Origin of the sequence: Mesorhizobium humile (assembly GCF_033977215.1) — a bacterium.
Taxonomy (GTDB): Bacteria; Pseudomonadota; Alphaproteobacteria; order Rhizobiales; family Rhizobiaceae; genus Mesorhizobium; species Mesorhizobium humile.
Genome location: NZ_JAVIIV010000016.1, coordinates 1 through 12877, shown reverse-complemented (window position 1 = coordinate 12877; position 12877 = coordinate 1). Strand labels below are relative to the sequence as shown.

The following is a 12877-nucleotide window of genomic DNA, read 5'->3' as shown; positions in this document are numbered from 1 at the left end:
CCACTATCTTGTCAACGGCAGCGGCAAAAACTATTTCTGCGACAGGCTGGCGGATCTCATCGCCGGCAAGGAGTGATCATGACCGAAGCTCGGAAGCCAGGATTCAGCGACTGCAACAACGCCACGCTGCGGCGCGCCGCGCGCAGCCTCGGCCGCTTCTACGACGACGCGCTGGCGCCTTCGGGCCTGAAGAGCACGCAGTTCGGCCTGATCTTTCAGATCCACATCAGCGATGAGCCGGCGATGGGCACCATCGCTGAAGCGATGATCATGGATCTCTCCGCGCTCGGCCACACGCTGAAGCCGCTGATCCGCGACGGCTATGTCGAGACTTTTGCCGACAAGGACGACCGCCGCGTCAAGCGCGTGCGGCTGACGCCGCAAGGCCAGGCCAAGCTCGACGAGGCGCTCAAGCTTTGGAGCGTCGCCCAGCGGGAATTCGAGGATAAGGTCGGCGCGGAACAGGCGGCGAAGCTGCGCGCGGCGTTGGACGCGGTCGCCGACTTGAACTTGGAAATGCCAACGGCCGCTCCTTCAAACTGAGAAGCGGCCGCCATTGAGGTTTGAAGCAGCTTTATTCGGCAGGCATCGCCACCGGTCGGGCCAGAGCTCTGCCGGCAAGCACGACGCCCAGGCCGATGATCGGGAACACGGCGGCTATCAGGCCGAGATCGGCCGGGGCGCCGAAGCGCAGCACCGCGGCTCCGACCACCGCGCCCAGGGCGACGCCGAGATAGAGCGCCGAGGCGTTGAGCGACAAAACGATGGGCGCGGCGTCGGGTGCCAGCTTGATGATGCGGCTCGCCTGCGCCGGCGGGAAAGCCCAGCCGACGATGCCCCACGGCACCATCATGGCCATCAGCGCCGGTCCGGCCAAATGGTGCGGCAGGAAGGTCGGGATCAGCGAGAAGGTGACAAGCATCGCGGCCGACAGTGTCAGCGACCAGGCGACGGTGCGGGTGGCGCCGAAGCGGTCGGCGGCCTGCCCGCCGGCGATGTTGCCGATGACGGCGCCGACGCCGAAGGCAAGCAGCATGCCCGGCAGCGCGATCGGCGAGAGCCCGCCGCCTTCGATGGCCAAGGGCGCAATGAAGGCGAACACCGTGAAGGCTCCGACCAGCGCAAGCGCCGTCGTCACAAGGATCGGCATCACGCCGGGGCGGATGGCCGCCGCCAGCCGGCGCTTCAGCGGCAGCCTGGTGCCGATAATGCCGCGCGGCAGCCGCCACCACAGGATCGCGCCGGACAGCGCGCCGAGCGCCGCGATGGCGAAGAACGTGCCGCGCCAGCCGGCAATCGCCGCGACCAGCGCGCCGAGCGGCGCTCCGACCGCCACGGCCACAGTGGTGCCGCCGACGACGACGGCGATGGCGCGCGCCCGGTGGTGGTCGTCGACCAGCGCCACGGCCGTGCCTTGCGCGGTCGCCGCGAACAGGCCGGACGACAGCGCCATGACGATGCGCGCGATCAAAAGCAGCTCGAAGGACGAACTGAGCGCGGCAGCAACATTACCAACGACGAAGAAGACCAGCGTCCACAGGATGACGCGCCGCCGGTCCCATTCGCCGGTCAGCGTCGCCAGCACAGGCGCGCCGATCGCATAAGCGAGGGCGAAGGCGGTGATCAGCGAGCCGGCGAGCGGCACGGATATGCCGGCATCGGCGGCGATATCGGGAAGAAGGCTCGATATGACGAAGCCTTCGGTCGAGATCGCAAACGATCCGAGCGCAAGCCAGAAGATCCGCTTGTCCATGGGGAATTGTCCTTAGTTCAAAAGTTATTGAACAATTGGACACAGCAGGGCATGATGTCAACCGAGCCGGGACAAAATAGCTGAACCCTGCTGACAGCCCTGTGTCAGGACGGGCGGGAAATGAAGAAGCTGCGCCTGTCGGCCAAGAAAGGAGCCGCGTTGAAGTTCGTGCCGTTTGTGCTTAATTCTGGGTCATGAGCCTGCCCCATCCAACCGCCGACCAGATCAGCCTGCCTATCGTGCTTGCCGTGCTCGGCGACCCGACCCGGCTTGCCATCGTGCGCTATCTGGCGAGCAAGGAAGGCGTGCCGCTGAACTGCAGCAAGTTCCTTGACCTCGCCTCGAAGACCAATCTCAGCTACCACCTCGCCAAGCTGCGCGAGGCGGGCGTCACCCGCAGCGAAGCGGTCGGCACCAGCCGGCTGATAACGCTGCGCCGCGACGACCTCGACAGGCGTTTCCCCGGCCTGCTCGACAGCGTGATTGCCGCGGCCGACGGCGACCCGGCGCTGCCGGCCGTCGGTGTGTCCGAAGCCGAGGTTTCGGTCTGACCCATGCGCATTGCTGTCCTTGCTGACATTCACGGCAACGTGCTCGCCCTGGACGCCGTGCTGAACGATCTCCAGCAGCGCGGCGGCGCCTACATCACCGTCAATCTCGGCGACTGCGTCTCCGGCCCGCTCTGGCCGCGCGAGACGATGGAACGGTTGCAGGCGCTCAACCTGCCGACGGTGCGCGGCAATCACGACCGTCGCGTGGCGCAGGACGCGGCCGATGAGACCATGTGGCCGTCCGATCGCTACGCCCAGGAGCGGCTGACCGCGCCGCAGCGCGAGGCATTGCTCGCCCTGCCGATGACGCTGGATGTCGCGCCCGGAATCGTCGCCTTCCACGCCCGGCCGGACCATGACGAGAAATATCTCGCTGACGCCATTGTCGATGGCCAGCTGGTGCGGGCGCCGCTCGCCGCCATAACGCGCCGCCTGAAATCGCTCGATCCGGCCTGCCGCCTGGTGTTGTGCGGCCACAGCCACCGCAACGAATTGATCCGCATTCCTGGAGGTCCGGTCCTCTTCAATCCCGGCAGCGTCGGCTGCCCGGCCTATGATGACGACACGCCGCCGGCGCATGTCTCCGAACAGGGCTCACCGCACGCCCGCTACGGTATCGTCGAGCTTGGCAATGACGGCCGTCCCAGCCGCTTCGAAAGCATCGCCGTCGACTATGATCATGAAGCCGCCGCAAAGCAGGCCGAACAGGCGGGGCGGCCGGAGTGGGCGCACGCGCTGCGGACCGGGTTCATGAAGGATTGAACGGAGTTCATATCCATTGAGCGAAGCTCATATGAAGCGCAAGGTCACGCTCCCATCAACGCTGCTCTTGGCCGCTCCATTAGTGCTCGCCGTGCTGCCGGCCTTGGCTCAGAATGCGCCGCAACCGATCATTTCGATTATCGGCGGCCTCGCGCCGGACGATCTCCTCAACATCCGCGCCACCGCTTCACCGAGTGGCAAGGTGGCGGCGCGCCTGCCGAACGGCACGGCCGTCAAGAATTTCGGCTGCAAGACCGTCAACAACTATCCCTGGTGCAAGGTCGAGGATACGCAGGACGCGCACATCACCGGATGGGCGCCCGCCCGCTATCTCAGCCCCAGCAATCCTGCGCCGGCGCCTGAAGACGTCTCCGTGCCCGCCGCCGAAGCCGTCGCGCCTCAGCCACCTTCCGAGGAGCCGCCGCCTGATATCGCTGCGCGCCTGGGCGGCAGTGAGCCGGCCGAGCCGCCCTCCGCGGCCGAGATCGGCAGGACCGCCATGCAGGACGCCTATGGCCTCGCCTTCGCGGCCTCGGCAAGCGCCGATCCCGACGCCCCTGCCCCGGGCGCCGGCATCCCCTGCGCTCGTCAGGTCGGCCAGCCAATGACCCGTTGCGAGATAAGCGTCGCGCATAAGGACGGCGACAGCACCGTGACTGTGACCTGGCCGGATGGCGGTAGCCGCGTCATCACCTTCCATGGCGGCAAGCCGAGCGGCTCGGATTCACCCGACGACTTCCGCTTCACCCGCGAGGGCAACCTCAACATGATCCGCATCGGCGTCTCCGAGCGTTTCGAGATCACCGATGCGCTAGCGCTGGGAGATTAGGGATTAGGCAGTAGGCAATAGGGACTAGGCGGTAGGGCAGGCGGACGCATCCCCCTACTGCCTACTGCCTACTGCCTACTGCCTACTGCCCTACTCCCGCATTTTCGGGGTTACATCGCGCAAAACTCTTCCCTATAAGGCCCTCCTAGCCTGATACCAGAATCGCAAGCACAACCGGCCGGGTCCTCCCGTCCCGGTTTTTCGTGCAAGCTGCTCGCCGAACGGATTTTTCGAATATGCCAAGACGCACCGACATCAAGTCGATCCTGATCATCGGGGCCGGCCCCATCGTTATCGGCCAGGCTTGCGAGTTCGACTACTCCGGCACCCAGGCCTGCAAGGCGCTGAAGGAAGAAGGCTTCCGCGTCATCCTGGTCAACTCCAATCCGGCCACCATCATGACCGACCCGGAGCTGGCCGACGCCACCTATATCGAGCCGATCACGCCCGAAGTGGTGGCCAAGATCATCGCCAAGGAGCGGCCGGATGCGCTGTTGCCGACCATGGGCGGCCAGACGGCGCTCAACACAGCACTTTCGCTGCGCCGCATGGGCGTGCTGGAGCGCTATCAAGTCGAGATGATCGGCGCCGACGCGCAGGCAATAGACAAGGCCGAGGACCGCGCGCTGTTTCGCGAGGCGATGAGCAAGATCGGGCTGGAGACGCCCAAGTCGATGCTGGCCAACGCCACCGACGTCAAGAATGCCGACCGCAAGACGCATGAGGCAGAGCGCGCAGCACTCAAGGCGGAGAACCCGGAAAACCTCGATGCCGCGCTCGATGCGCTGGAGACCCGCTGGAACCTCGGCGAAGGCGACCGCAAGCAGCGCTATATCAGCCATGGCATGGCGATCGCAGCCCAGGCGCTCGACCATGTCGGCCTGCCGGCCATCATCCGTCCCTCCTTCACCATGGGCGGCACCGGCGGCGGCATCGCCTACAACCGCGCCGAATTCTACGACATCGTCCAGTCCGGCCTCGACGCCTCGCCCACCACCGAGGTGCTGATCGAGGAGAGCGTGCTCGGCTGGAAGGAGTATGAGATGGAGGTCGTCCGCGACAAGGCGGACAATTGCATCATTATCTGCTCGATCGAGAACCTCGATCCGATGGGCGTGCACACCGGCGATTCCATCACCGTCGCGCCGGCGCTGACGCTGACCGACAAGGAATACCAGATGATGCGCAACGCCTCGATCGCGGTGCTGCGCGAGATCGGCGTCGAGACCGGCGGCTCCAACGTGCAGTTCGCCGTCAACCCGGCCGACGGCCGCCTGGTGGTGATCGAGATGAACCCGCGCGTCTCGCGCAGCTCTGCCTTGGCTTCGAAGGCAACCGGCTTCCCGATCGCCAAGGTCGCGGCCAAGCTCGCCGTCGGCTACACGCTGGACGAGCTGGAGAACGACATCACCGGCGGCGCGACGCCGGCCTCCTTCGAGCCGACCATCGACTACGTGGTGACGAAGATCCCGCGCTTCGCCTTCGAAAAATTCCCCGGCGCCGAGCCGGTGCTGACCACCGCCATGAAGTCGGTCGGCGAAGTGATGGCCATCGGCCGCACCTTCCAGGAATCGCTGCAGAAGGCCCTGCGCGGTCTGGAAACCGGCCTCACCGGCCTGGACGAAATCGAGATCCCCGGGCTCGGCCACGGCAGCGCGCCCGCCAGCCATGTCGACGATCGCAACGCGATCCGCGCAGCGCTCGGCACGCCGACGCCGGACCGGTTGCGCATGGTGGCGCAGGCGATCCGCATGGGCACTTCGCTGGAAGACGTGCACGCCATGTGCAAGATCGATCCGTGGTTCCTCGAGCAGATCGCCGGCATCATCGCCATGGAGGAGCGCGTCCGCGAGCATGGCCTGCCGCAGGACGCCGTCAATCTGCGCATGCTGAAGGCGATGGGTTTCTCCGACGCCCGCCTCGGATCGCTGACGAAGACCGACGCGGACGTGATTCAGAAGGCTCGCGCAAAGCTCGACGTTCATCCGGTCTACAAGCGCATCGACACCTGCGCTGCCGAGTTCGCCTCGCCGACCGCCTACATGTACTCGACCTATGAAGTGCCCTTCGTCGGCGAGCCCGCCAACGAGGCGCGCGTGTCGTCGCGCAAAAAGGTCGTCATCCTCGGCGGCGGTCCGAACCGCATCGGCCAGGGCATCGAGTTCGACTATTGCTGCTGCCATGCGGCGTTCGCGCTGCGCGACGCCGGCTATGAAGCGATCATGATCAACTGCAACCCGGAGACGGTCTCGACCGACTACGACACCTCCGACCGGCTCTATTTCGATCCGCTGACGGCTGAGGACGTGCTCGAGATCCTGCGCGCCGAGCAGGCGTCTGGCGAGCTCGTCGGCGTCATCGTCCAGTTCGGCGGCCAGACGCCGCTGAAGCTCGCCGACGCGCTGGAGAAGGCCGGCATCCCGATCCTCGGCACCTCGCCCGACATGATCGACCTCGCCGAAGACCGCGACCGCTTCCAGAAGCTGCTCCACAAGCTCAACCTCAGCCAGCCGAAAAACGGCATCGCCTATTCGGTCGAGCAGGCGCGCCTCGTCGCCGGCGAGCTCGGCTTCCCGCTGGTCGTGCGCCCCTCCTACGTGCTCGGCGGCCGCGCCATGCAGATCATCCATGACGAGGGCATGCTGCAGACCTACCTGCTCGACACCGTGCCCGGCCTGGTGCCGGAGGACATCAAGCAGAAATACCCCAACGACAAGACCGGCCAGATCAACACGCTGCTCGGCAAGAACCCGCTGCTGTTCGACACCTATCTGTCCGGCGCCATCGAGGTCGACGTCGATTGCCTGTGCGACGGCAAGGCGACCTTCGTCTCCGGCATCCTGGAGCATATCGAGGAGGCCGGCATCCATTCGGGCGACAGCGCCTGCTCGCTGCCGGTGCATTCGCTGCCGTCCGACCTCGTCGACGAGCTTGAGCGTCAGACCGCCGCCTTGGCGCGCGCGCTGAACGTCGGCGGCCTGATGAACGTGCAATATGCGATCAAGGACGGGATAGTTTTCGTCCTCGAGGTCAACCCGCGCGCGTCGCGCACCGTGCCTTTCGTTGCCAAGACCATTGGTCGGCCGATCGCCAAGATCGCGGCGCGCATCATGGCCGGCGAGACGCTGGAAAATGCCTTCGCGCATTACGGCGCAATGCCCGACCCGCGCAATCCCGGCCACATCGCGGTCAAGGAAGCCGTCTTCCCCTTCGCCCGCTTCCCCGGCGTCGACATCCTTCTCGGGCCGGAAATGCGCTCGACCGGCGAGGTCATGGGCCTCGACCGCGATTTCGCGCTGGCCTTCGCCAAGAGCCAGCTCGGCGCCGGTGTTGATCTCCCCCGCTCCGGCACCCTGTTCGTCTCGGTGCGCGATGAGGACAAGAAAGGCATCCTGCCGGCGGTAAAGCGCCTCGCCGGCCAGGGCTTCAAGGTGCTGGCCACCTCCGGCACTGCACGCTTCCTCGCCGAGAACGGCGTGACGGCCGAAAAGATCAACAAGGTGCTGGAAGGCCGGCCCCACATCGAGGACGCCATCCGCAACCGCCAGGTCCAGATCGTCTTCAACACCACCGACGGCCAGAAGGCGGTGTCGGACTCGAAGTCACTGCGCCGCGCGACGCTGATGCAGAAGGTGCCATATTATACGACGCTGTCGGGTGCCGCCGCGGTGGCGGAGGCGATTGCGGCGCTGCGGGCCGGGAACCTCGAAGTGCGGCCGCTGCAGGAGTATTTTGGGTGAAAGTCACTCAAATTTCTAGAAATATTCATTCCACTTGCTGGTGACCAGCTTAATCTTCCAAAGCTGAGATGCGGCCTTTTTTTGTTCCGACGCCGTCGATTTCACATTTTTCGTTTCGTCATAGAAATAGACTGATTTTTCAAGAAGTTTTCCAAAATTATCGTCGTCTTTAACGTAATCTTTCGGTATAGTGGGCAGCCATCCCTTCCGGGCAATTTCGTAAGCAAACAGCCACATTTCGGATCGCAGCCCGTCCGCGTTGGCGAAAGACCGCCAGAATTTCAGATTCAAGCCTTTCGGAAGTAATCCTAGGTTCTGGAGATCAATCGCAATCAGCGCGCATGTTGGGCTAGTCATACCTAGGACGGGCGCTACTTCCTTGGAATTTAAAGATATCTTAAGCGCTTTACATAAGAACAGAGCCCAACTGACTTCATAGTCAAAGCCCAATGGTGAGTACTGCTTTATCATGTCTAACACTAGGGCCTTGGCCATCGAAAGGTTTATCGATTTTCCCTTCATAGCCATCTTATAGTTTCTTTCGATCAAAATTTGCGAAACGGCAGCAATTGAATTCGTATTGTATCGCGCGCACCTATATAAATAATTCTCGTAATAATCCCACTCGTCATCATCTATTTTAAACGACCTGGAGCGCTTCACGGCATAAGTTAATACATTGTCTCTTTCGTGATCGGATGAGAGGTGCAATGCGTTTTTAAAATAGTCCTCGACTATCTCGTTTTTTCTCTTAGTGACTCCAGTTATCCGGTAGCCCCGCAATATAGAAATCCATTCCGGGTGAAACCGCTCCCCTTTACCTATGACTCTTGTCTTGTCAATGTTTATCTCAAGTCCAAACTCGGAGAATGCCGACGCAATATGAGATACGAACTGCTCCGGATTATCCTCGATACTCAGCCCTATAGCAATGTCGTCAACATAACGGACTGCCCTATCCGAAAATTGGACAATTTTATCAGCGATGCATTTTTCAATTGCAACACAGATTATCTCAGAAAGAATTCTAGAAGTATCCGGCCCAATTGGTAATCCAATCGATTGATTCTCTTGACAATACCTAACTAACCTATCTAACCTATCGCCCAAACTACCTTTGTAAATTTTATGCAAGTTGGCCTTAACGAACTTTTTCGTGTATAATGCCCAGCCAAGTGAGTGTGTATAAACGGTGGGATAGAAACGAGAAATATCAACCTTGACGCATTTGTTGTGCAGCGCCTGCAATTTTGATATTTCAGCCTCCACGTGCTCGAAATTAATTCCAAACAACGCGCGAGGACCGGAGGTATCAAAGATCGGTTTAAACTCAGAAATCGATGATTGACGCAAGAATTTTCGAATTTCTACCCAGTTATCGCTCAACTCTTTCGCCAAAAAGAAATAGTTAATTGGATTTGGAATTCCTAACGTTCGACGAGCCGAATTATGGCGTGGGACGGAATAGCGAGCATACGCTGAATGTTGGACCTTCGGATCAAGAACTTTCTGGAAATGGGAACGGAACTTCGCAAATTCTGAGCTCACAAATGGTGGAGGCAGTTCTTCTAGGAAGTATCCTGCCTCCAGCAAACGCTTCAGCCGTGTATCCTTGTTCGGTAGCTTGGACATTCAGCACAGCCAAAGAGTTAGTTCACAGCGACCGGGGGCGTCTTGGCAGCGGCGCTGGCCTTGGCCCTTTCTAATTTGCTTACTGCTTTCTTGATCCTGGTCACTGCCTCCTTCGCCTTGTCCCCTTCGATCGTATCGCGCTTAATCACCTCGTTTTCGATCAGCTGCGATAAGTTTTCATTGCCAACCTTGAGATCGGGGAAAAGCCTTCGAATCTCGCGCCGAACAAGAGCTATCACCGGTTCGGAGCGCATGATCGCAGAGACCGTAAATTTGTTGAAAAGCTGGGCCTGCTGATGAAAGGCGTCCATGGCGTCGATTGTCAGCCCTTCCTTGGCGAAAAGGAACAGGCACTGCAGGTGGTCTTCATTTTTTGGATTCACGTCGGCTAATACGATACGGCAAACTTCTTCGTGGCTGATTTGGTTCGCCACATAGATCCGAACCAGCCGCCACTCGACGGCATTCGTCAGGATTACCCAGTGGATCCCCTGATGAGCGCCATAGTCGATGACCTGGCGCAAATGGTTGTCGGCGAGTTCCGCACCCGCTGATTTCACCTCGACAAGCAATCGAAGTTTGCCGCCTATTTTAATCGCAAGATCGACGTAAGTGGCTTTTATCTGATGCTCGGAGGTAAGCTCCTCGTATTTCTCGTAGCCGAACACCTCGGCAAGGATGTCTTTTACTAGCGTAACGGTGTCGGCTTCGGCCACATCCGATTTCTGCTGTGTTACGGCAATGCGCTGGTATTTCTTGATATTCGACGCGATCCGGTCGACGAACTTCTTAGGTAGCTTATTCATGACTCGCCCTCCCTATCCCCACCGGGATTTGAGGACGACTTTACTTTAAAGACAAGTAGAAATTACGCCGGCTTGAAAAATGTGTTCAGTCGATGGCGAAATCACCAGCTTTGAGCAGCCGTCGTCACCGCGGTCGGCAGGCCTAAGTTCGAGAGGACAATGAAACCTCACGCCACCGCCACGCACTCGATCTCGATATCGAACTCCATCGGCCATGACGCCACCGGCACGAAACTCCGCGCCGGCGGGTTGGTCGCAAAATACCTCGCATAGACCCTGTTGATGGCGTTGTAGAAGCCGGAATTGACGGCGTAGATGCGCACCATCACCACCTTGTCCAGCGAGGTGCCGGCCGCTTCCAGGCAATGTTTCAGCGCCTTCAGCGACGCCTCGGTCTGGACCTCGATGTCGCCGCGCACCATCTCGCCGGTGACCATGTCCACCGGCGGCGTCGCCGAGATAAACACGAAGCCGTTGGCCCTCACCGCTGTCGAGCACGGCAGGCCGAGCGCGCGCACCTTCGCCGACATCACGGGCACTTCGATGACTTCCTTGTCCATGGTGGTCCTCCCTTGTTGCGGAGGAGATTACAGTGGCGGCAAGGGAACGCCAGCCTTCCCTTCTCCCCCTGTGGGCGGGCGGTTCGGCATTTGCCAGTGGAAAGCGCGCAACGTAGCGTTCCTTCGCCCCCTCTCTGTCCTGCCGGACATCTCCCCCTCAAGGGGGGAGATTGGCAGCTTCTGCGCCTCACCTTTCCTGCAACGTTGGAGATTTGGCGAAAGCCGGCGTGACGGCTGATCTCCCCCCTTGAGGGGGAGATGTCCGGCAGGACAGAGAGGGGGGCCGTAGAGCGCGTCGCTGGCCGATTAGCTTCGGCCAGAGCCCTCACTGATGCGCGACCGCCAGTTCCTTCGCATGCTTCTCGTGCATTTTCAGCACCGGCAGCGTCTTCTTGGCGAATTCCTTCATCGTCGGGTCGTCGCCGGAATTGGCATAGGTGGAAAACAGCGCGACCGCATCCTTGTGCACGTCGGTCTGCATCTTGATGTATTTGGCGTCGAAGTCCTTGCCGGTGGCAGCCTTCAACTCGTCGAGCATCTGCTGCTCCTTCGGCTGCAGCGCCGGGCCGGCGGGCTTGATCGACGCGGTGGTCTGGCCCTGGCTGAGTGCCGCCTTGAAGTCCTCGCCTGCCTTGGTGTGGTCCTTGATCATATCGGCGGCAAAAGCCTTGACGTCGGCCGATGCCGACTTTTCCTCCGCCAGCTTGCTCGACTGGATCTCGAATTCATTGGCGTTGGGCACGGTCGTGACGAAGGTCTGGGTGTCGACCTTGTTGTCGGTCACCATCGGTCCCACCGCATCCGTGTTGGTGTCGTTCGTTTGGGCGAACGCGGCGGGCGCGCCGGCAAGCAGCGCGACGGCGACGAGGGGCAGCAGCGTTTTCATCTCGATCTCCGATCCGAAACAGCCCCTCCGCTATCCCCAACGCGGCATTGGCCCCCAGGTTGCCTGAAAACCCGGGTTGCCAGAAAAGCCGCGCCGAAACCCGCCCCGCTTTGCCGCATTCCCTTTCATAGGCTAAACCTTCCGAACGGGGGACAAAGAATGCGCCAGACCGACAGCGACGAAATCGACCTGCGCTGCCCGCAGATCGTGGCCGACAATGCCGCCAAGGGTCTCAGGCTGCGCGCAGAATTCGGCCGCGGCGGCACCGAGATCGGCGTCGCCCGCGCCACCGAGCTGAAGAACCGCAGGACCCTGTCGCCCTCGACGATCCGGCGCATGGTCAGCTATTTCGCCCGCCACGAGGTCGACAAGAAGGGCAAGAACTACGGCAACGAGGACAATCCCTCGGCCGGCTACATCGCCTGGCTGCTGTGGGGTGGCGACGAAGGGCGCGCCTGGGCGCTCGACATGAAGAAGAAGGTCGGCAACGCGCCGGATATCTGAACCGGCGGTGCTCAGGGTTCGCGTTGGTCAGGCGGGCGGATCGCTGAAGCCGGGCTCGGCCGGCTCGACCACGGCGGTGTCGCGCTCCCAGCCTTCATTTTCCAGCTTCATCGATTGGATCGCCACCGCATTGGCGTTGGCATCGAGTTCCGGCAGCATCTGCACTTCGCAAGGCCAGCAGCGATAGATCCTGTAGGCGAGCGCCAGCTGCCCGGCCTCGTTGAGGAATTCGAGGATGATATCCTTGCGGAAGTCCTTCAGCGAAACTTCCGCGCCGACCCCCATCTGCAGATCCCACACCTTGTTCGCCCAACGCTCGAATTCCAGGTCGTGGGTCACCCCGCGTTCGATGGTGATCGGCTCGAAGCGGGTTATGCCGGGCGATTTGCGCGTGTTGCCGGCAGCACCCCCGTCACGGTGCTCGACCACTTCGGTGGTGCGCTTCAACCCGCTGATCCTCGAAATGCCGGCAACATACTTGCCGTCCCATTTCAAGCGGAACCGGTAGTTCTTGTAAGGGTCGAAACGCTGCGGATTGACGGTGAACGGGGCCATGCCGGATCTCCTTCATCTCGCTACACGCAAAGCGGACGGGCTCCGAAACCCCCGCCCCGGAGCCCGCCTGGGAGTGGCTGACGCATGCCGGCACAGCCTCCTCCGACGCCTTGCCCGCGTCGATCCGCCGATCGGCCGCCCGGCACGACGACGCATTAGCATGCCCTAACGTCAGCCTATGTGAAGTCGTTCACAATGAATGCGCGCAGGTGGTTGCAACGCCGCGCTTTAATGCATGTCGCCCAGAAGTGTGCAGCGGTTCTGGGACAACGACATGCATCAAAACAAAGACTTAAAGC

12 protein-coding genes are annotated in these 12877 nt (G+C 61.4%); 6 read left to right on the top strand and 6 right to left on the bottom strand.

Going from position 1 to position 12877, the window contains the following annotated elements:
• Positions 1-78 precede the first annotated feature (78 nt).
• Positions 79-543, top strand: coding sequence for a MarR family winged helix-turn-helix transcriptional regulator (locus RFM52_RS22105; protein ID WP_320293469.1), 465 nt, complete (start codon positions 79-81; stop codon positions 541-543).
• Positions 544-574: 31 nt separating this feature from the next.
• On the opposite strand, the gene RFM52_RS22100 is transcribed toward RFM52_RS22105, so the two are convergent.
• Positions 575-1753 carry an MFS transporter gene (locus RFM52_RS22100; protein WP_320293468.1) on the bottom strand — a complete coding sequence of 393 codons (1179 nt, stop codon included), beginning with the start codon at positions 1751-1753 and terminating at the stop codon, positions 575-577.
• Positions 1754-1947: 194 nt separating this feature from the next.
• On the opposite strand from RFM52_RS22100, the gene RFM52_RS22095 reads away from it, so the two are divergent.
• The 4 genes from RFM52_RS22095 to carB all read left to right on the top strand — a co-directional run bounded on the left by RFM52_RS22095 (position 1948) and on the right by carB (position 7635).
• A complete protein-coding gene (locus tag RFM52_RS22095) occupies positions 1948-2304 on the top strand; it encodes an ArsR/SmtB family transcription factor (protein WP_320293467.1) in 357 nt (118 codons plus the stop codon).
• Positions 2305-2307: 3 nt separating this feature from the next.
• On the top strand, positions 2308-3066 hold the full coding sequence (locus RFM52_RS22090; protein ID WP_320293466.1) for a metallophosphoesterase family protein: 759 nt from the start codon (positions 2308-2310) through the stop codon (positions 3064-3066).
• A 16-nt stretch (positions 3067-3082) separates the two neighbouring features.
• Positions 3083-3895, top strand: coding sequence for an SH3 domain-containing protein (locus tag RFM52_RS22085; RefSeq protein ID WP_320293465.1), 813 nt, complete (start codon positions 3083-3085; stop codon positions 3893-3895).
• Positions 3896-4131: 236 nt separating this feature from the next.
• Entirely contained in the window at positions 4132-7635 is a 3504-nt protein-coding gene (gene carB, locus RFM52_RS22080) for a carbamoyl-phosphate synthase large subunit (RefSeq protein WP_320293464.1), read from the top strand.
• Between the two features lie 15 nt (positions 7636-7650).
• Here the strand turns inward: carB and RFM52_RS22075 are convergent, their stop codons facing one another.
• The 4 genes from RFM52_RS22075 to RFM52_RS22060 all read right to left on the bottom strand — a co-directional run bounded on the left by RFM52_RS22075 (position 7651) and on the right by RFM52_RS22060 (position 11519).
• Positions 7651-9267, bottom strand: coding sequence for an RNA-directed DNA polymerase (locus RFM52_RS22075; protein WP_320293463.1), 1617 nt, complete (start codon positions 9265-9267; stop codon positions 7651-7653).
• Between the two features lie 17 nt (positions 9268-9284).
• Positions 9285-10073, bottom strand: coding sequence for a type I restriction enzyme HsdR N-terminal domain-containing protein (locus RFM52_RS22070; protein WP_320293462.1), 789 nt, complete (start codon positions 10071-10073; stop codon positions 9285-9287).
• 167 nt (positions 10074-10240) lie between these two features.
• Entirely contained in the window at positions 10241-10633 is a 393-nt protein-coding gene (locus tag RFM52_RS22065) for a RidA family protein (protein ID WP_320293461.1), read from the bottom strand.
• 325 nt (positions 10634-10958) lie between these two features.
• Positions 10959-11519, bottom strand: coding sequence for a DUF4142 domain-containing protein (locus RFM52_RS22060; protein WP_320293460.1), 561 nt, complete (start codon positions 11517-11519; stop codon positions 10959-10961).
• Between the two features lie 159 nt (positions 11520-11678).
• On the opposite strand from RFM52_RS22060, the gene RFM52_RS22055 reads away from it, so the two are divergent.
• On the top strand, positions 11679-12023 hold the full coding sequence (locus RFM52_RS22055; RefSeq protein ID WP_320293459.1) for a hypothetical protein: 345 nt from the start codon (positions 11679-11681) through the stop codon (positions 12021-12023).
• A 27-nt stretch (positions 12024-12050) separates the two neighbouring features.
• Here the strand turns inward: RFM52_RS22055 and RFM52_RS22050 are convergent, their stop codons facing one another.
• On the bottom strand, positions 12051-12578 hold the full coding sequence (locus tag RFM52_RS22050; protein ID WP_320293458.1) for a phage tail protein: 528 nt from the start codon (positions 12576-12578) through the stop codon (positions 12051-12053).
• Positions 12579-12877 lie beyond the last annotated feature (299 nt).

Bases quoted from the DNA above. Each gene is read 5' to 3' on its own strand.
- RFM52_RS22055 (WP_320293459.1), top strand. From the start codon at position 11,679: ATGCGCCAGACCGACAGCGACGAAATCGACCTGCGCTGCCCGCAGATC.
- RFM52_RS22105 (WP_320293469.1), top strand. From the start codon at position 79: ATGACCGAAGCTCGGAAGCCAGGATTCAGCGACTGCAACAACGCCACG.
- RFM52_RS22070 (WP_320293462.1), bottom strand. From the start codon at position 10,073: ATGAATAAGCTACCTAAGAAGTTCGTCGACCGGATCGCGTCGAATATC.
- RFM52_RS22100 (WP_320293468.1), bottom strand. From the start codon at position 1,753: ATGGACAAGCGGATCTTCTGGCTTGCGCTCGGATCGTTTGCGATCTCG.
- RFM52_RS22095 (WP_320293467.1), top strand. From the start codon at position 1,948: ATGAGCCTGCCCCATCCAACCGCCGACCAGATCAGCCTGCCTATCGTG.
- RFM52_RS22060 (WP_320293460.1), bottom strand. From the start codon at position 11,519: ATGAAAACGCTGCTGCCCCTCGTCGCCGTCGCGCTGCTTGCCGGCGCG.
- RFM52_RS22075 (WP_320293463.1), bottom strand. From the start codon at position 9,267: ATGTCCAAGCTACCGAACAAGGATACACGGCTGAAGCGTTTGCTGGAG.
- RFM52_RS22065 (WP_320293461.1), bottom strand. From the start codon at position 10,633: ATGGACAAGGAAGTCATCGAAGTGCCCGTGATGTCGGCGAAGGTGCGC.
- RFM52_RS22090 (WP_320293466.1), top strand. From the start codon at position 2,308: ATGCGCATTGCTGTCCTTGCTGACATTCACGGCAACGTGCTCGCCCTG.
- RFM52_RS22050 (WP_320293458.1), bottom strand. From the start codon at position 12,578: ATGGCCCCGTTCACCGTCAATCCGCAGCGTTTCGACCCTTACAAGAAC.
- carB (WP_320293464.1), top strand. From the start codon at position 4,132: ATGCCAAGACGCACCGACATCAAGTCGATCCTGATCATCGGGGCCGGC.